Source organism: Paracoccus aestuariivivens (assembly GCF_009711225.1).
GTDB lineage: Bacteria > Pseudomonadota > Alphaproteobacteria > Rhodobacterales > Rhodobacteraceae > Paracoccus > Paracoccus aestuariivivens.
Genome location: NZ_WMIE01000001.1, coordinates 1,033,012 through 1,050,577, shown reverse-complemented (window position 1 = coordinate 1,050,577; position 17,566 = coordinate 1,033,012). Strand labels below are relative to the sequence as shown.

Annotated in this window: 16 protein-coding genes; 2 read left to right on the top strand and 14 right to left on the bottom strand. The window is 61.7% G+C overall.

The genetic code is table 11. The annotated features are described in order from the left end of the window. Positions 1-68: 68 nt before the first annotated feature. The 7 genes from GL286_RS05080 to GL286_RS05050 are packed head-to-tail and all read right to left on the bottom strand — an operon-like array spanning position 69 to position 7,111. The gene (locus GL286_RS05080; protein ID WP_155094408.1) at positions 69-1,421 is read right to left on the bottom strand and encodes an FGGY-family carbohydrate kinase; all 1,353 of its coding nucleotides are present in this window, start codon (positions 1,419-1,421) and stop codon (positions 69-71) included. Further along, positions 1,418-1,732, bottom strand: a complete 315-nt coding sequence (gene rhaM / locus GL286_RS05075; protein WP_155094407.1) for an L-rhamnose mutarotase — start codon at positions 1,730-1,732, stop codon at positions 1,418-1,420. Before rhaM ends, GL286_RS05080 begins: the two co-directional genes overlap by 4 nt. Further along, positions 1,732-2,721 (bottom strand): ABC transporter permease, encoded by a 990-nt coding sequence (locus tag GL286_RS05070; protein ID WP_155094406.1) that lies wholly within the window; start codon positions 2,719-2,721, stop codon positions 1,732-1,734. Before GL286_RS05070 ends, rhaM begins: the two co-directional genes overlap by 1 nt. After that, complete coding sequence (locus tag GL286_RS05065) at positions 2,718-3,689, bottom strand: ABC transporter permease (RefSeq protein ID WP_155094405.1); 972 nt, start codon at positions 3,687-3,689, stop codon at positions 2,718-2,720. The genes GL286_RS05070 and GL286_RS05065 overlap by 4 nt, the downstream gene beginning before the upstream one ends. Continuing rightward, positions 3,686-5,218: a sugar ABC transporter ATP-binding protein gene (locus tag GL286_RS05060; protein WP_155094404.1), complete on the bottom strand. Its 1,533-nt coding sequence runs from the start codon at positions 5,216-5,218 to the stop codon at positions 3,686-3,688. The genes GL286_RS05065 and GL286_RS05060 overlap by 4 nt, the downstream gene beginning before the upstream one ends. A gap of 60 nt (positions 5,219-5,278) precedes the next feature. Further along, on the bottom strand, positions 5,279-6,271 hold the full coding sequence (gene rhaS / locus GL286_RS05055) for a rhamnose ABC transporter substrate-binding protein (RefSeq protein ID WP_155094403.1): 993 nt from the start codon (positions 6,269-6,271) through the stop codon (positions 5,279-5,281). A 30-nt stretch (positions 6,272-6,301) separates the two neighbouring features. Beyond that, on the bottom strand, positions 6,302-7,111 hold the full coding sequence (locus tag GL286_RS05050; RefSeq protein WP_155094402.1) for a DeoR/GlpR family DNA-binding transcription regulator: 810 nt from the start codon (positions 7,109-7,111) through the stop codon (positions 6,302-6,304). A 189-nt stretch (positions 7,112-7,300) separates the two neighbouring features. On the opposite strand from GL286_RS05050, the gene GL286_RS05045 reads away from it, so the two are divergent. Continuing rightward, positions 7,301-9,403, top strand: coding sequence for a bifunctional rhamnulose-1-phosphate aldolase/short-chain dehydrogenase (locus tag GL286_RS05045; protein ID WP_155094401.1), 2,103 nt, complete (start codon positions 7,301-7,303; stop codon positions 9,401-9,403). A 5-nt stretch (positions 9,404-9,408) separates the two neighbouring features. Next, complete coding sequence (gene rhaI / locus GL286_RS05040; RefSeq protein WP_155094400.1) at positions 9,409-10,683, top strand: L-rhamnose catabolism isomerase; 1,275 nt, start codon at positions 9,409-9,411, stop codon at positions 10,681-10,683. 49 nt (positions 10,684-10,732) lie between these two features. Here rhaI and GL286_RS05035 read toward each other — a convergent pair whose 3' ends face one another. The 7 genes from GL286_RS05035 to GL286_RS05005 form a co-directional block, all read right to left on the bottom strand. Next, the gene (locus GL286_RS05035; protein ID WP_155094399.1) at positions 10,733-11,509 is read right to left on the bottom strand and encodes a DUF1684 domain-containing protein; all 777 of its coding nucleotides are present in this window, start codon (positions 11,507-11,509) and stop codon (positions 10,733-10,735) included. Further along, positions 11,506-12,258, bottom strand: coding sequence for an ABC transporter ATP-binding protein (locus tag GL286_RS05030; RefSeq protein ID WP_155094398.1), 753 nt, complete (start codon positions 12,256-12,258; stop codon positions 11,506-11,508). Before GL286_RS05030 ends, GL286_RS05035 begins: the two co-directional genes overlap by 4 nt. Beyond that, positions 12,255-13,061 (bottom strand): ATP-binding cassette domain-containing protein, encoded by an 807-nt coding sequence (locus tag GL286_RS05025; protein WP_155094397.1) that lies wholly within the window; start codon positions 13,059-13,061, stop codon positions 12,255-12,257. The genes GL286_RS05030 and GL286_RS05025 overlap by 4 nt, the downstream gene beginning before the upstream one ends. Continuing rightward, the gene (locus GL286_RS05020) at positions 13,058-13,867 is read right to left on the bottom strand and encodes an ABC transporter permease (RefSeq protein ID WP_155094396.1); all 810 of its coding nucleotides are present in this window, start codon (positions 13,865-13,867) and stop codon (positions 13,058-13,060) included. Before GL286_RS05020 ends, GL286_RS05025 begins: the two co-directional genes overlap by 4 nt. Further along, positions 13,864-14,823: an ABC transporter permease gene (locus GL286_RS05015; protein ID WP_155094395.1), complete on the bottom strand. Its 960-nt coding sequence runs from the start codon at positions 14,821-14,823 to the stop codon at positions 13,864-13,866. The genes GL286_RS05020 and GL286_RS05015 overlap by 4 nt, the downstream gene beginning before the upstream one ends. 3 nt (positions 14,824-14,826) lie before the next feature. Next, a complete protein-coding gene (locus tag GL286_RS05010) occupies positions 14,827-16,308 on the bottom strand; it encodes an ABC transporter substrate-binding protein (protein ID WP_155094394.1) in 1,482 nt (493 codons plus the stop codon). 139 nt (positions 16,309-16,447) lie between these two features. Then, positions 16,448-17,491 (bottom strand): patatin-like phospholipase family protein, encoded by a 1,044-nt coding sequence (locus GL286_RS05005; protein WP_155094393.1) that lies wholly within the window; start codon positions 17,489-17,491, stop codon positions 16,448-16,450. Positions 17,492-17,566: the final 75 nt, after the last annotated feature.

The following is a 17,566-nucleotide window of genomic DNA, read 5'->3' as shown; positions in this document are numbered from 1 at the left end:
CAATGTTAACCATCTGTGTCCTTGCAGTCACAACGGTCAGTTGCGAAATTCAAGTGACATAACTCTGATTACCGAGCAACACTTGCCGTAGTCCAGTCACGCGCATATCCGGCTAGCTCTGCATCGGCAGCTATCGCTGTTGTTTTCGGAACCGTAGCCCGAGGAAGGCATAACATCGCCGCGCCGGTCGACGTGCCGGTGGCTGATCCGGCAATCCTTACCCCCTCGGGTCTCAGGCTAGCGAGCATGGTGCAATAGTCCGGGTTTCGGGCAAAGGGCCCCTCGACGAGGGTGGGGCCGCGTGCTCCGGTCAGGTCCAGACAGGTCTGAGTCATCAGCGCAAGATACCATGACAAGGCCACCATCTGCTGACCCTGATTTTCGGGACTGCCTATCCACGCCATCTTCCGCCCCTGATAGGGGCCGGAGCTTGACTCAACGGCGGGAAGGATCATCAAGCCCACCTTGCGCACTGCCTCGCGGTCGGATTGGCTCGGGACGGCATCGCTGCCCGAACGGATGGTTTCGTATTCACGCCCCCCCATGAAACGGGCCGAGGGCACGGGTTGGCCCAACGCATTCACGTTCACCAACACGTCGCGGGACGGATCCAGTGGAACCCTGTCTCCGCCAACGGACATGCAGACGACCCATGTTCCCGTGGACACGACCGAAAAAGCAGCCTCGTTCCCCAGAAGATACGGATAGAGCGAGGCGTTGCTGTCATGGATGCCGACCATCACCGGAGTATCGGAACGCAATCCGGTCGATGCGGCAAGTTCGGGGCGCAGTTGCCCCAGCACCTCGTTCGAGCGTCGCGCCGGAGCGATCTTTTCTTCCAGACCCAATCGTTCGACCAAAGACGAAAAACGGCTCTGCCACGGGTCCCACAAATCGGTGTGGCAGCCAAGCGAGGTCACGTCTGTTGCAAGCTCTCCGGTCAGGCGCCAGCCCCAGTATTGCGGATAGGTCACGACATGAGCAACGCGCTTGGCCAAAGCCGGATCGATTTCCAGCAGCCAATGCAATTGCGCACCAAGGTTCAGACCGTGCGGCAAGCGCGCCGAGCCGGTCTGCGCGAAATCCGGACGCAGCGCATCATAGGCGGCAGCAAGACCATCGGGGCCAACATGCTCGTAATCCAGCATCGGAACCGCGACGTCTCCGTTCTGGTCCAGCAGGACGGCAGCCGCGCCATGTGTGGTAACCGAAATCGCATCGATCCCGTGCGAGGCATGAAACGCAGCCAGATGATGCAGGAAAAACTGCCAATGGCCCTCAAGGTCGGTATGCGGCCACGGTGGACCGGGCAGCGAACGGTTCGGGCGAGTGACCACGGCGAGTTCGGTCAAGGACTCGCCATCGACCAGCGCGAGCTTGGCGTTGGTCTTGCCGATATCGATAACAGCAATATGGGTCATGGCAGGTGGAACATCGGGATAAGCGGAACGGCGACGGGCTCGTTTCCGGGCTTGGTCTGCATCAGATCGGCCATATGCGCCCACCACCTTTGCATCACTGGCTGCGCGGGCAGATCATCCATGCCGTGATCGTCACGCCGCCATAACACCCCGAACAAAGCATTGGTTTCGGGGTCAAGGTGGATCGAGTAATCCTCGATCCCCGCCTCTTTCAGCAGATCGACCAATTCGGGCCAGATCTCGTCATGGCGTCGGCGGTATTCCTGCTCCATTCCCGGAAACAGGGTCATTCGAAAGGCATATTTCTGCATTACTTCCTCGAAAGCATCGACCAAAGTCGCGGCAGGGCAATCACCGCGATCAACAGCGCACCGACAATGATCGACATGACGATCCCCGGCACGTTCAAAAGCCCAAGTCCAAAGGTCACCAGCCCCATGACCAAGGCCGCCAGCACGACCCCGATGATCGAGCCCGAACCGCCCAGAATACTGACCCCGCCCAGTACGACGATGGTCACCACCTCAAGTTCGAACCCCGAGGCGATGCTGGGTCGGGTCGAGCCCAACCGCGAGGTCAGGCAGATCGCGGCGATCCCGCTCATCAATCCGGTCAGCAGGAACAGGATGAAGCGGATCCGGTCGACCCTGATACCCGAAAAGCGGGCCGCGGTCGCGTTATTGCCGATGGCATAGACCATGCGCCCGAAATTCGTACGATGCAGAAGAATGCCGAAGGCCAGTGCGGCAAGGGCAAAGATCACCAACTCAACCGTGATCACCCACCAGACATAGCCCTGCCCGAACCAGGCGAAGCCGGCTGGATAGCCGGTATAGGCCCCGTCCCCCAGCACGATGTAGCTGATGCCGCGAAACAGGCTCATCGTGCCGATGGTCACAACGATCGAGGGAAGACCGAACCGCGCCACCAGCAATCCGTTGAAGGCCCCGCAAAGCAACCCCGTGCCCAGCCCCAGCGCCACCAATGTGGGCGTCCCCGCTCCGGCCGTCATCGCGGCCCCCATCACCGTCGAGGTCAGCGCCATGATCGAGCCGACCGAAAGGTCGATCTCTCCAGAGATGACCAGCATCGCCATGGCAAAGGCGATCATCGCCTTCTCGGTGAAGTTGAAGCTTGCGTCGCTTAGGTTCCACGGATCGAGAAAGTACGGAGAAGCCATGGAGTTCACGATGAAAATCGCGATGGCAACGATCAGCAGCAGCGCCTCCCAGCTTTTCAGGGCGCGGCTGGCCGGACTGGTCAGGCGGTCGGGAATATGGCGTCCGGTGGCCGTCGTCATGTGCGATGCTCCGCCTGTTTCAGGATGATGCGACCCGGCGCGCGTTGGCTGGTCGCGTTGAAGGCAATGGCGATCAGGATAGCCGCCCCCGAGATCGCCATTTGCCAGAACGGCGAGATTCCGACGACCGGAAGCGCGTTCTTGATGATGCCCAAGAACAGCGCACCCATGACACATCCGGCGACGCTGCCCGAGCCTCCGGCAATGGCGATACCGCCGATCACGCAAGCCGCAACCACATCCAGTTCAAAGCCTCCAGCGATGTCGACATAAGCAACAGCGTAGCGGGCGACCCATAGATAGCCGGTCAATCCGGCCAGCGCCCCGGCCAGCACGAAGGCTGCGAACTGGGTCCGACCGACCGAAATGCCGGTATAGACCGCCGCATGAGCGTTACCGCCGACCGCATAGAAAGCGCGGCCCAAGGGCGTGCGGCCCATCAGGATCGCCACAAGACCGATGATCGCAAGCGCAATCCATGTCATCACCGGAAGCCCCGCGATGACGGTACGCGGGAAGTCCTTGAAGCCCGCGCTCATCTGGTGGGCGTTGATCCATGCCCCGTTGGTCAGCAGAAAGATCGTGCCGCGATAGATCGTCATCGTTCCAAGCGTCACCACGATCGAGGGAATGCCCAGTTTCCAGACCAGCAGTCCGTTCACCGCGCCCAGCATCGCGCCCAGTAGAACGACGGCCAGCAGGATCATCGGCAGCGGAACCCCCGCCCCGTTCATCAGCGCCGCGATCATGCCGCATAGCGCAAGGTTCGCTGCAACCGACAGGTCGATGCATTTCGTCAGGATGACCGCCATCTGACCCAGCGCCAACAGGATCAAGGGCGAGGTGTCGGTCAGAACGCGTGCAAGGTTGGCTGGCGAGACGAATGCCGGAAAGCGGCTGGCAATGACAGCCAGAAGCGCGAGGATCGCCAAAGCCAGAATGGCCTCGCGGGATTTCAGGATGCTCATGTGGCGGCTCCGTTGATACCGACTGCGGCACGGACGAGGTTTTCCGGTGTCATCTCGTCACCCTGATATTCGGCGACGATGCGCCCCTCACGCATGACGATGACGCGGTCGGACATGCCGACAACCTCGGGTATTTCGCTGCTGACCATGATGACGGCCAAGCCTTGGGCCGCCAGTTCGGACATGAAGTCATGCACGGCGGCTTTCGAGCCGATGTCGATGCCCTTGGTCGGCTCGTCCAGAATGATAACGCGCGGCTTGGTCGCCAGCCATTTGGCGATCACGACCTTCTGCTGGTTGCCACCCGAAAGCAAAGCGACGTCCTGATCAAGGCTTGCCGCCCGCAGATCCAGCCGCTGGGTATATTCGCGTGCAAGCGAGAACTCTTCTGCCAGCCGCAGGAAGCCGGCGCGGCTGGTCCGCGCCAGAGACGGCAAGGTCACGTTCTGATAGATCGGCAGCCCTTTAACCGCGCCCTGCCGCCCGCGATCCTCGGGGACATAAACGATGCCAGCTTCGACAGCCTGCGCGGTCGAGCGGATCACCCGCACATCATCACCGATCCGGCAGGCCCCGCGCGACGGCTTGGTGATCCCGAACAGGGATTGCATCACCTCGCTGCGCCCTGCCCCGATCAGGCCATAAAACCCGAGGATTTCCCCTGCGTGCAGGGTAAAGTTGATGTCCTCGAACTCGGTCGGGTGACAATAACCGGCAACGGTCAGCGCGGGCTGTCCGATTTGCGCCGGACGCTTGGGATAGATCTGATCGACCGAACGGCCAACCATCAGGCGGACCAGATCAGCCTCGGTCACCTCGGTCATCAGGCCCTCGCCGACGAATTGCCCGTCGCGGAAAACGGTCCACCGATCCGCAATGCGGAAGATCTCGTCGAATTTATGGCTGATGAACAGGATCGCCTTGCCCTGCGCTTTCAGCTTTTCGACCAATTCGTAAAGTTCGCCGATTTCCTTGTGCGACAGCGCGGCCGTCGGCTCATCCATGATCACCACGCGGGCGTCGATGGACAGCGCGCGGGCAATCGCGACCAGATGGCGCGAGGCGATGCTCAGATCGCGCAGCTTTACCGCCGGATTCAGATCCGCGCCAATACTGTGCAGGATCGAGGCCGCGCGGTCCTGCATGGCCTTGCGATCAATCAGGCCAAAACGATTTCGCGGCGCGTGTCCGATAAAGATGTTCTCGGCCACGGACATTTCGTCGAAAAGCACGGTTTCCTGATGGATCGCCGTGACACCCGCCTGTCCCGCGGCCTGCGCAGTCGGGAAATGGGTCTGCGCGCCATCAACAAGGATATGCCCTTCATCCGGTTGATAAATACCGGTCAACACTTTGACGATGGTGGATTTTCCGGCCCCGTTCTCGCCGATCAGGGCTGTCACCTGACCGGGGAAAAGGTCCAACTGCACACCGGCAAGGGCGCGCACGCCGGGGAATGTCTTAACGATGCCGCGCAGCGACAGCACGGGTGCGACCATGCCATCAGCGGCCCTTGGCCGGGAATGCATAGGATTTTCCTTGGACTGGGTGGCCCGGCGTTGCCGCCAGGCCGGGCTATTCAGGTCCGATCAGAAGATCGAGCTGAACTGGTCGATATTGGTCGAATCGTAGACAAATGGATCGGCCATGGCGGCTTCGCCCTTGTCATCCAGCTTGACCTCTCCCATGCGGCCAATCGGGATCGAGGCGCCCGGCTCGGCCTTCGCATCGCCCTTGGCAAGGTGATAGGCGATCATGGTCGCGGAATAACCCAGATCTATCGGGTTCCAGATGGCGAAGGATTTCGACGCGCCCGACTTTACATGGCCAGCCATTTCCGAAGGCAGTCCCAAGCCGGTTACATTCACCTGCCCGACCTTCCCCGCATCCGTCACGGCCTGCGCGGCAGCCACGATCCCCACCGACGTCGGAGCGATGATCGCCTTGAGGTCCGGATAGGTCTGCATCAGGCCCTGAGCTTCGCGATAGGACTTGTCTGCCAGATCGTCACCATAAACGGTGCCCACGACCTTGACCTTGGGGTAATTGCCTTCGACCTTTTTCATCTCTTCGATCCAGGTGTTCTGGTTCGTCGAGGTCGTGGTCGCCGACAGCACCGCCACGTCGCCGCCCTCGGGCAGGTTATCGGCGGCAAGCTTGATGATCATATTGCCGATCAACGCCGAGGACGACGGGTTCAGCTGCATCTGCCGCCCTTCGGGTGCCACACCCGAGTCCCAGCTGATCACGGTGATGCCGCGATCCATCGCCTTTTTCAGCGTCGGAACCAGCGCGTCGGTGTCGTTGGCGCTGACCGCAATTGCATCGACTTTTTGCGCGATCAGGCTGTTGATCACCTCGATCTGGCCTTCGGCGGTGGTGTCGGTCGGGCCGGTATAGATGATCTTGACGTCGCCAAGCTCTTTCGCGGCTTCTTCAGCGCCCTTGTTGGCTGCCTCGAAGAAACCGATCCCTAGCGCCTTGACCACAAGGGCGATACGCATTTCCTCGGCCTGTGCGGTCGACGCCATCAGGACGCCTGCCATGGCCGCAGTCGTTAGTGCCTTTCCTAGTATGCTCATTCGTTCCTCCCCTATGAGCAGTTGCGCGCATCACTCCTCTTGCGCGCGTTTCTTGCGATCTGTCGTGGCCACCTCTGCCACGATCAGACGGACTTCGGCAGCGTCCAGCATCTGTGCCGCCCGGTCCGAGATCCGGTCATCGGTGATGACGGTATGGATCCGCGACAGCGGGCACAGCAGCAGGCTTGAACGTTGGTCGAATTTCGAACTGTCTGTCAGCACGACCAGTTCATCGGCTTGGTCGATCAGCTTTTGCTCGGCCTGAACCAGCAAGGGATCGCCCTCCATCAGCCCCAAAGGCCCGAGGCCGCGACAACCCATGAACATCCGGCGGGCATAGAAATGATTGCTGCCATCGGCGTCAAAGGGCGACAGGATGATATTCTGCTCGCGATAGATCGCGCCCGCCGGCACCAGAACGGTATTCTTGGAATGCTTCAGCAGATGCTCGGCAATCGGAAAGCTGTTGGTGAATACCTGCAAGCGTTTGGTGGTCAGCGGATGCACCATCTGGAATGTGGTCGTCCCACCATTGATGATGATCGCGTCGCCATCTTCGCACAGATCGACCGCCGCCTGCGCAATCGCCCGTTTCTCGGCGATGTGCAGCGTCTGGTTGACCGCGAATGGCCGCGCGTTGATGCCGACGAATTGCGGCGGAGAGATCGCCTCGGCCCCGCCCCGCACCCGGCGCAACTTCTTGGCAAGATGCAACTGGCCAATATCACGTCGCACGGTCGCCTCGGATGCACCGGTCAGGGCGCATAGATCGGCAACCGTCACCACCGGCCGCTCCTGCACGGCGGATAGAATGATGCGATGGCGTTCGGTTTCCAGCATTTGACCCTCTTCCCTTGGCAAAGGAGTTTCCATCATTACCGATCACTGTCAATCATAATTGATCGTCCAGAAACTTTCTGCGCCTGCACAATGATTGTTTTTGATCGAAATTGATTGACGCTTGCGCGAATCCGAGTCTAATCGCACTCGGAGCGGGCGACCGGTCGTCGCCGCAATGGGAGGTTTTTCATGACTGAGACACTGGTAGCCAACCGGCTTGAGAACCTGTGGGACGATGCCCGCGCAGCCAAAATGAGCGAATCGGACAAGCTGCTTTACCGTTCGAACCTGCTGGGATCGGACAAGCGCGTGACGAATTACGGCGGAGGCAACACTTCGGCCAAGGTGATGGAAACCGACCCGCTGAGCGGCGAGCAGGTCGAGGTCCTTTGGGTCAAAGGTTCGGGCGGCGATATCGGCTCGATGAAGATGGACGGCTTCTCGACGTTGTATATGGACAAGCTGCGCGCCCTGAAGGGCAAGTATCGCGGCGTCGCGTTCGAGGATGAAATGGTCGGCTACCTGCCCCATTGCACCTTCGCGCTGAACCCACGTGCAGCCTCGATCGACACGCCGTTGCACGCCTATGTGCCGAAGAAACATGTCGATCACGTCCATTCGGATGCGATCATCGCCATTGCCGCATCGGTCAATTCCAAGGAACTGACCGCCGAGATCTTTGGCGACACCATTGGCTGGCTGCCGTGGAAAAAGCCCGGCTACGAACTGGGCCTGTGGCTTGAGAAATTCGCCATCGAGAACCCGCAGGCCAAGGGCTGTGTTCTGGAAAGCCACGGCCTGTTCACTTGGGCGGACGACGCCAAGGAATGCTACCTGACGACTCTGGAGATCATCAATCACGCCGCCGAATGGCTTGAGGCGCGCACCGCAGGAAAACCCGCCTTTGGCGGACAAAAGCTGCCGACGCTGGACGCCCGCCAACGCCGCGAGGTTGCCGCCCGTCTGATGCCGGTCATCCGCGGACTGATCTCGAAGGATCGCCACAAGGTCGGCCATTTCGACGATCAGGCGGCCGTGCTCGAGTTTGTCGGCTCGAACGCGCTGGACACGCTGGCTCCGCTGGGAACCTCTTGCCCCGACCACTTCCTGCGCACCAAGATCCGTCCGCTGGTCGTGGACTTCGATCCGACCAACCCTGACTTGGACGCCACCATCGCTGGTCTGGAAAAGGCGGTTGCCGACTACCGCGACGATTACGCCGCTTATTACGACCGCTGCAAAAAGCCCGACAGCCCCGCTTTGCGCGACCCCAACGCCGTGGTCTATCTGGTTCCCGGCGTCGGCATGCTGACCTTTGCGCTGGACAAGGCAACGGCACGGATCTCGGGCGAGTTCTATGTCAACGCGATCAATGTCATGCGCGGCGCGTCCGGCGTCAGCACCTATCAGGGCCTGCCGGAACAGGAAGCATTCGACATCGAATATTGGTTGCTTGAAGAAGCGAAGCTTCAGCGCATGCCGAAACCGAAATCGCTGGCGGGCCGTGTGGCGCTTGTAACCGGCGGCGCGGGCGGCATCGGGGCGGCAACGGCCGAGCGTTTCCTGAAGGAAGGCGCCTGCGTCATGCTGGCTGATATTGACCCCGCGGCGCTGGAAACGGCATCGAAGGGTCTGGCCGCACGGCACGGCAAGGATGTCGTGCGCTCGGTCCAGATGAACGTCACGGACGAAAGTCAGGTGGTTGCCGCCTATGCCGAAATGGCGGTGGAGTTCGGCGGCATCGACATTCTGGTATCGAATGCGGGCATCGCGTCCTCGGCCCCGATCGAGGAAACTTCGCTGGCGCTGTGGAACAAAAACATGGACATCCTGTCCACCGGCTATTTCCTTGTCTCGCGCGAAGCGTTCAAGACCCTGCGTACGCAAGGTATCGGCGGCTCGGTGATCTTCGTTGCATCGAAAAACGGCTTGGCCGCCAGCCCGAACGCCTCGGCCTATTGCACCGCGAAAGCTGCGGAAATCCATCTGGCCCGTTGTCTGGCGCTGGAAGGGGCCGAGGCGCAGATCCGCGTCAATGTGGTGAACCCCGACGCCGTCCTGCGTGGCTCGCGCATCTGGGAGGGCGAATGGCTGGACCAGCGCGCCTCGACCTACAAGACCGACAAGGAAGGGCTCGAGGAAATGTACCGCCAGCGCTCGATGCTGAAACGATCCGTCCTGCCCGAGGATATCGCCGAAGGCGCCTATTTCTTCGCCAGCGATCTCTCTGCCAAATCGACCGGAAATATCCTGAATGTCGATGCGGGCAATGTTCAGGCTTTCACGCGGTAATGGCCATGATCGACAAGAACCTTATCGAGGCTGAAAACGCCGGACGTCAGGCCGATCTGGCGCAGGACTACCAATCACTGGGCGAGCGACTTGCCCGTCGGGGCGTCGATATCGACGCCCTGACCGACCGCGCCCGCGCTTTCGGTGTCGCCGTCCCCAGTTGGGGGACGGGTACGGGCGGAACGCGCTTTGCCCGTTTCCCCGGCCTTGGCGAACCGCGTGGCATCATGGACAAGATGGACGACTGCGGAGTGATCCATCAATTGACCGACGCGACGCCATCGGTCAGCCTGCATATCCCGTGGGACAAAACGGATCCCGCTTTGTTGCTGGAAAAGGCCGAGGAAACCGGCCTTGGCTTTGACGCCATGAACTCGAACACCTTTCAGGATCAACCGGATCAGGCGTATAGCTATAAATTCGGATCCCTCAGCCATACAGATGCAGCCACCCGCCAGCAGGCCGTCGAGCACAATCTGGAATGCATCGAGATCGGGCAGGCCATTGGTTCGAAGGCGCTGACCGTCTGGATCGGCGACGGCTCGAACTTCCCCGGCCAGACCTCGCTTAGCCGTCAGTTCGACCGCTATCTGGACTCGATGAAGCAAGTCTATGCCGGGTTGCCCGAGGATTGGCGGATCTTCAGCGAACACAAGATCTACGAGCCCGCTTTTTACTCGACTGTGGTGCAGGACTGGGGCACCAGCCTGATGATCGCGCAGGAACTGGGCGACAAAGCGCAGTGCCTCGTGGACCTTGGTCATCACGCCCCGAACGTGAACATCGAGATGATCGTCGCCCGACTGATCCGCGCGGGCAAGCTGGGCGGCTTCCATTTCAATGACAGCAAATATGGAGATGACGATCTGGACAGCGGCACGATCGAGCCCTTCCGCCTGTTCCTCGTCTTCAACGAACTGGTCGAGCTTGAGGACACGCCCGGCCTGAACCTCGCCCATATGATCGACCAAAGCCACAATGTGACCGACCCGATCGAAAGCCTGATCGTCTCGGCCTGCGAGATCCAGCGCGCCTATGTGCAGGCATCTCTGGTCGACCGCACCGCGCTGGAAGGCTACCGACAGGACAACGACGCCCTTATGGCCGCAGCCACCCTGCGTGCCGCCTTCCGCACCGATGTCGAACCGATTCTTGCCATGGCCCGCGCACGGGCCGGCGCCGCCATTGACCCGATCGCGGCCTACCGCGCCTCAGGCTATCGCGCCCATGTCGCGCAAACGCGGCCGCGGGTCGCCAGCGGAGGCGGCGGGATCGTCTGATCCCGTCACCGACCGAGAAGGGCGGGGATCGATGCCCCGCCCTTTTCGTTCATCCTTCGATCGGCTTCTTCTCACCGGCAAGGATCTCGAACGCCATGATATTCTGTCGCGGCGGCAAGGGGCAGACCGCAAACTCGGTATATGCACAGGGTGGGTTGAAGGCCTTGTTGAAGTCCAAAACCACCTTGTCGCCCGCCATCTCACCAATCAGGAAACGCGAGGCGCCATAGGTCTCGCGCCCGGCGGTGCGGTCGCGGATCACGAACATCGGTTTGCCGGATTTCCAATGCGTCGGCAGCAATTCGATCTGTGCACCATCATGCGTGAACCGCGCGACATGGGTTAGCTGCACCGAGGTTTCGACACCCGTGACCATGCCGATGCCCAAAGATTTCGGAGCTTCCAACTCGATCCAATCCGCCTCGATCCGCCATGCAGGGTCCAGCGGATAGCTCTCAATGCCGGGGAAGCTGCTGCGATTGGGCGAGACCGCGTCGCGGACACGCAAGGCATATTGCCCCTCGACCTGCGTCACCTCAATCAGCAGATCGCCAACCTTCAAACGTGGCGGAGCATCGGGGACCGGCGTCAGCGTCAGCGCCCCCTCGCCCGCGTCGAAACGAGACGATCCGTCGGTATCCAACTCCAAGACGCCCAGACGCGCAGGCCCCACCGACAAGACCACATCATTTTCGTCAGCCGACCCGACCGTCATGCGGCCCGGCGCGATATCGACGCGGTCGGTCAGGTTCAACCAACCATCCTCAGCTTTCAAGGCGGCGAGGCGCTCGGCGCGCCAGTTTTCGATCTCGGTCTCGTAGGTCATGGGGACTCCATGGGCATGTGTTGCAGGCTGGCGAGCAGGCGCTGCGTATAGGGGTGTTGGGGGGCGCGCAGGATCGCGGCGGTTTTGCCCGCCTCGACCACGCGGCCCTGTTGCAGGACGATCATGCGCGGGCAAAGCGCCGCGACAATGGCGATGTCATGGGACACGAGGACCAGCGTGAGCTCGCGCGACAATTCGGTCAGAAGCTCGATCACCCGCACCTTGGTCGCAAGATCCAGCGCCGAGACCGGCTCGTCGGCCAACAGCACGCGGGGCCGCGCGATCAGGGCACGCGCAATCGCGATGCGCTGGCGCTGCCCGCCCGAGAAAGCACGGGGATAGCGGTCAAGGCTGTCGGCAGGCAGACCCCCGGCCTCCAGCACCCGCGCGGCTTCCGCCTCGGCATCCCCGGGTAGATCCAGCGCGGCGTGAGGCTCGGTCAGGATACGGCGGACCTTCATCCTCGGGTCAAGCGAGGTATAGGGGTCCTGAAACACCGGCTGCACGAAGCGGCGATGCGCCTGCATCCGCGCCCGCGATCGGGTGTCAAGCACCGATCCATCCGCCTCGACCACGCCCGTATCGGGCCGGGTCAGACCCAGCATCAGCCGCAGGATGGTCGACTTGCCCGAGCCGCTTTCGCCAAGGATGCCAAGGCTTTCGCCCTGCTCCAAGGCCAGCGAGACGCCATGCAGGATCGGTGTATCGCCATAGCTGAACTGAACATCTTTGAGGGAGATCAGGCTCATTGCATCCCTCTGACGGCGGCTTCCAATTGTTGGGCTGCGGCGACAAGGCCTTGGGTATAGGTATCGCGGGGACGGGTGAAGACTTGGCGCACCGGCCCTTCCTCGACCGCGCGGCCATGCTGCATGACGATGACCCGATCCGTGATGCGGGCCACCACGGGCAGATCGTGGCTGATGAACAGAAGCGCCAGCCCTTCGTCGCGGGCTAGGGTGTCGAGCAGGTCCAGCACCTCGGCCTGCGTCGTCACGTCCAGCGCCGTCGTCGGCTCATCCGCGATCAGCAGGCGCGGCCCGCAAGCCAAGGCCATGGCAATCGCGATGCGCTGCCGCTGCCCGCCCGACACCTCATGCGGCCAAGAAGTCAGGATACGCTCGGGGTCGGCAATCGAGACCCGATCCAGCCAGCGCAATTGCTCGGCGCGAAGCTGGGGGCCAGACATGCTGCGCCCCTCGCGCTTGGCGCGGCGGCGGATCGGATGGGCGAGTTGGTCGCCCAGTCTCATCAGCGGATCAAGCGCCGAGCGGGGATCTTGGAACACCACCGCCGCGACCGGACCGCGTAGGGGCACCAGCGCCCGGTCGGACTGGCCAATGACCTGATGTCCGCCGAGCAACACCGAGCCCTCGGCACGCAGCCCATGCGCCAAAAGGCCCACGGTGGACATGGCGGTCAGCGATTTGCCCGAGCCGCTTTCGCCCACCAGACCCAGCCGCTCGCCCGGCTCGACCGAGAAGCTGATGCCATGGACAAGCTCACGCGCGGGCCCGTGGACACGCAGGTTATTGACTTCTAGGAGGCTCATGCCGCCCCCCTTTCCGGGTCGAGAAGGTCGCGCAGCCCATCGGCAAGGAAATTGATCCCCAAGACCAGCGCCATCAGCGCAAGGCCCGGAGCGATGACGCCAATGGGCGCGTTGAAGACCGTCGATTGCGCAGATTGCAGTAGCTGCCCCCATGACGCATTCGGCGGCGGCGCGCCAAGGCCAAGATAGGACAGCGATGCCTCGGCAATCACCGCAAGGCCAAATTGCAGCGCAATGGCGACCAGCACCGTCGGCGCGATATTTGGCAGGACATGGACCAGCACGATGCGGCCCCAACCCAGACCCGAGCAGCGCGCGGCGGTGATGTAATCCTGTGCCAGCACGCGCTTGGTCAGGATTCGCACCAGCCGCGCGATGATCGCGGACATGGCGATGCCAATGGCAAGGATCGCGGTCCCTAGCGAGGCGCCGTCGCTCGCCGCCACGACCAGCATGGCCAGCAGCAGCGTCGGGAAGGCGATCAGGATATCCAGCGTCGCGGCCAAGGCGTCATCGAAGCCCCGCTGCGCGAAAGCCGCCAGCACACCCAAAGTGGTCCCGATCAGCCCGCCCAGAAGCGCCGCACCGACCCCGACCGTCAGCGCAATCCGCGCCCCGATCATGACTTGGGTGAAATAATCACGGCCCAGCCGGTCCGTGCCCGCCCAATGCGCCCATGAGGGCGCTGCCAGCCGCCCGCCCGACATTGCCGTCGGGTCATAAGGCAGCCAGACCAAAGTTAGCAGCGCGATCACGACATTGATGCCGACGAGGATCGCGCCGATCCAAAGGGTTGTCTTCTTCATCGGCCAGCCACCGTCTCACGCAGCCTCGGGTCGATCAGGCGCTGGATCACATCGGCCAGAAAGCCGATCAGCAGCACCATCAGGGTCGAGACCAGCAGCACCCCCTGCACCGTCGGATAATCCCGCTGCTGGATGCCCAGCAGCAGCATCGAGCCGAGGCCCGGCAGGGCAAAAACCCGCTCCACCACGACCGCGCCCAACAGGGTCGAGGCCAGTTCAATGCCAAGGATCGAAATCACCGGAACGGCCCCGTTGCGGATACCGTGGCGGATCAGCGCCTGCGGAAAGCTTGCCCCCAAGGCGCGGGCATTCCGTAGGTAATCCGCGCCCAGCACATCGAAGGTCGCCGAGCGCACATAGCGCATCAACGAGGCCGACATGACCAGCGCAATCGTCACCACCGGCAGGATCAACGCGCGGAAAGCGCCAGCGGCATCCTCCCAGCCCTTCATCGGAAAGCCGCTCGCGGGCAGCAGGCGGAATTTCACCGCGACAATCCAGATCAGCAGGATGCCGATCCAGAAGACCGGGACCGCAATTCCAAGCTGCGAGACCGCCGACAAAAGCCCGCCATACCAGCGATCCGCCCGCAGCGCCGAGACGATGCCCAAGGGTACCGCGATCACGATCGCCAGCAGGAAGGACGCCACCGTCAACGGCAGGGTCACGGACAGCCGCGTCATGATCTCGGGCAGGACCGGCGCGCCCGAGACGAAGGACTTGCCCAGATCGAAACGCGCAAGGTCGGACAGGAACTTGCCCAGCTGCATCCAGATCGGCAGGTCCGAACCGACCTGCTCGCGCGCGGCGGCAATCTGCGCCTCATCCGCGCCGACCGACAGCAGCGCCGCCGAAGGATCGCCCGGCAAAAGCCTCAGCAATACGAAAAGCACCAGCCCTGCCGCGATCAGCGACAGGGCCAGCACGAAGGTCCGGCGAAGAAGATACCGCCCCATCCGTTACTCTTTGGTAATCCCGCGCAGGAAGAATTGCGCGTTCAGCCCATTGACCGGATAGCCCGTGGTCTTGGTGTTCGAGACCACGATCTGCGGATAGAGGAACAGCCAGTTCGAAGCGGCATCCTCGGTGATGATGCGGTTCGCCTCGCGCAGCTTGTCGGCCTGCTGGGCGTCGGAGTCGCTGGCCTCGGCGCTCGCGACCAGCTCGGTCACTTGCGGGTTGTTATAGCCCCAGTAGAAATCTGGGTTGCCATAGAAGCCCACGTCGCGATGGTTCACATGCTCTTGCAGCGTCGCTTGGAAATCCTTGGCCTGATAGACCTTGGTGTACCATTCGTTGGCGGTGATGACATGGATGTTCACCGTCACGCCGACCTTGGCGAGTTCGGCTTTCAGGAACTCGGCCGTGATCGGGTGCGGGTCGTAATTCGGGGTTTCCAGCGTGAAGGTGAAGCCCTCGGGGAAACCGGCCTCGGCCAGAAGCGCCTTGGCGCTTTCCGGGTCGTAGGCGTCGACGCTGGTCAGGTCCTCATACCATGCGTCAGTCGGCGGCACGAAGCTGCCCAGAACCATACCGCGGTCGCCCCAGATCGCCGAAAGCAACATCTTCTTGTCAACGGTGCGGGCCAGCGCCTTGCGGACCTTGACGTTGTCGAAGGGTGCGACGCGGTCGTTATAGGCCATGATCTGCTTGGTCGTGGACTTACCCTCGGAGATCTTGAAGGCCGAGGTGTCCTCGAACTGCGCCAGCGCGTCCGGGCTTTGGACCGAGGTGATGATGTCCACGGCATCGGTCAGCAGCGCGTTGTTTAACGCAGCGGCCTCGGTGAAATAGCTGAACATCGCGCCGGCATTGGCGGGCTTGTCGCCCCAATAGGCGTCGGAAGCCTCAAGCGACAAAGCCGAGCCGCGCTTCCAATCGGCCAGCTTATAGGGGCCGGTGCCGTCTTCCTTGCCGGTGATGTCACCCGCCGCGTCGTTCACAACCCAGACATAGCTGAGGTTGTAGGGCAGCGAGATCGACTTCGATTTCAGCTTGATGACGACGGTCTTGTCATCCGGCGTCTCGATCGCCTCAATCGCCGACAGGCTTTTCTTGCGCGAGGATTTCGAGGTCTCGGCGGTGACGCGCTCGATCGAATATTTCACATCCGCGGCGGTCAGCGGCTCACCCGAATGGAAGGTCACGCCCGATTTCAGCGTGAAGGTGTGGGTCAGACCATCGGCGCTGACATCGTGCTTTTCGGCCAGCACCGGCGCGACCGTGCCATCGTCGTTCAGCCGGAACAGCGCCTCATAGACGTTGTCGTTGAAGGCTTCGTTGATCCCCTGCCCTGCACCAGCGGTGTTATCGAGGTTCTGCGGCTCGTAAAGCGAGCCGACACGGATCACCGCCGCCGGATCCGCCTGCGCGACCGTCGCGGCTAGCAGCGCTGCAGAGGCAAGGCCCAGAATCTGGGCGGTGAAACGTTTGGTGCTCATGTCAGGAACCTTTCCGGCAATGCTTTGGCCGCAGAGTATCTGCAACTTGCGGCCGATGCGAGACGCATCCGAACGTAAGTCGCGTTACAGGCTGCGAAACCGCAGGCCTACGCCAACAAATTATCGCCGGAAAGCTTTTTCAGCGTCTGCTGCCCGGGCGGGGCTGGCCGAAAAGTTCTTCGACCCAGAACGAGGGACGTTTGCCAACATCGTCCAGATGCTTGGTCAGCCAATCCTCGGCCCAGATCCGGCCGCGCCCGAACAGGTATTGCAGATAATCCCAATCCGCATTCAGCTTGCTTGACGCGGACAGATCCTGCAGGTCTTCTTCGCCATGGATCATGTGCAGACGCAGGTCGACCCCCTCGCTTAGCTCGACCTTACCTTCCTCGATCAGACGGCTCAGATTGCTCAGCGCCCGCAATTCCTTGATCAGGCTGGTGTTGAAGCTCAACTCGTTGACACGGTTGATGATCTCGCGCGCATTTCGCGGCAGCTTTTCGCGACGCATCGGGTTCAGCTGGACAATCAGCACGTCGATGACGTCGCTATCAAGGATCAAAGGCGTCAGCGAAGGATTGGCGGAATAGCCGCCATCCCAATAGGCCTCACCGTCAATTTCGATCGCACGATACATCAACGGCAAACACGCCGAGGCCAGCACCGTTTCACTGGAAATTTCGCCGGTCGAGAAAATCCGCGCAAGACCGGAACGGACATTGGTCGCGGTCAGATGGACGCGGATCTTGTCCGAGCCATTGATCGCATTGAAATCGATCATCTCGTTCAAAAGATCACGCAGCGGGTTCAGGTCGAACGGGTTCAACTCGTAGGGCGAGAACATCCTGCTCAGCGCCTCCGCAGCCAGATAGCTCGGCGAGCGGTCAAGCGAGAAATCACCCTTCATCCGGTCCCAGATTGTCGGCTGCATCGGCGAGTAACGTGCCGCGTCGCTGATCGCTTTCCAGAAACCGTTCAGCGCCTCGCGTGCGCCCTCGCGGCCACCTTTTTCCAGCCCATGCGCCAGAACGACGGCATTCATGGCTCCGGCACTGGTCCCGCTGACTTCCGAAATGCGAAGCCGGGGTTCCTCCAGCAAGCGATCAAGGACGCCCCAGGCCAGCGCGCCATGCGAGCCGCCGCCTTGCAGCGCAAGATTGATAGGCAGTACGGCGTCAGTCATCTGTCGCTCCGTTGCCGTGAAATACCAAGCATTCCGCAGCGCAGCATCAGATAATTCAACGCGTCAGGCAACAAC

Coding starts and splice junctions, on each gene's coding strand:
- GL286_RS05010 (WP_155094394.1), bottom strand. CDS start 16,308: ATGAGCACCAAACGTTTCACCGCCCAGATTCTGGGCCTTGCCTCTGCA.
- rhaS (WP_155094403.1), bottom strand. CDS start 6,271: ATGAGCATACTAGGAAAGGCACTAACGACTGCGGCCATGGCAGGCGTC.
- rhaM (WP_155094407.1), bottom strand. CDS start 1,732: ATGCAGAAATATGCCTTTCGAATGACCCTGTTTCCGGGAATGGAGCAG.
- GL286_RS05025 (WP_155094397.1), bottom strand. CDS start 13,061: ATGAGCCTCCTAGAAGTCAATAACCTGCGTGTCCACGGGCCCGCGCGT.
- GL286_RS05060 (WP_155094404.1), bottom strand. CDS start 5,218: ATGCATTCCCGGCCAAGGGCCGCTGATGGCATGGTCGCACCCGTGCTG.
- GL286_RS05070 (WP_155094406.1), bottom strand. CDS start 2,721: ATGACGACGGCCACCGGACGCCATATTCCCGACCGCCTGACCAGTCCG.
- GL286_RS05015 (WP_155094395.1), bottom strand. CDS start 14,823: ATGGGGCGGTATCTTCTTCGCCGGACCTTCGTGCTGGCCCTGTCGCTG.
- GL286_RS05020 (WP_155094396.1), bottom strand. CDS start 13,867: ATGAAGAAGACAACCCTTTGGATCGGCGCGATCCTCGTCGGCATCAAT.
- GL286_RS05035 (WP_155094399.1), bottom strand. CDS start 11,509: ATGACCTACGAGACCGAGATCGAAAACTGGCGCGCCGAGCGCCTCGCC.
- GL286_RS05065 (WP_155094405.1), bottom strand. CDS start 3,689: ATGAGCATCCTGAAATCCCGCGAGGCCATTCTGGCTTTGGCGATCCTC.
- GL286_RS05080 (WP_155094408.1), bottom strand. CDS start 1,421: ATGACCCATATTGCTGTTATCGATATCGGCAAGACCAACGCCAAGCTC.
- rhaI (WP_155094400.1), top strand. CDS start 9,409: ATGATCGACAAGAACCTTATCGAGGCTGAAAACGCCGGACGTCAGGCC.
- GL286_RS05045 (WP_155094401.1), top strand. CDS start 7,301: ATGACTGAGACACTGGTAGCCAACCGGCTTGAGAACCTGTGGGACGAT.
- GL286_RS05050 (WP_155094402.1), bottom strand. CDS start 7,111: ATGCTGGAAACCGAACGCCATCGCATCATTCTATCCGCCGTGCAGGAG.
- GL286_RS05005 (WP_155094393.1), bottom strand. CDS start 17,491: ATGACTGACGCCGTACTGCCTATCAATCTTGCGCTGCAAGGCGGCGGC.
- GL286_RS05030 (WP_155094398.1), bottom strand. CDS start 12,258: ATGAGCCTGATCTCCCTCAAAGATGTTCAGTTCAGCTATGGCGATACA.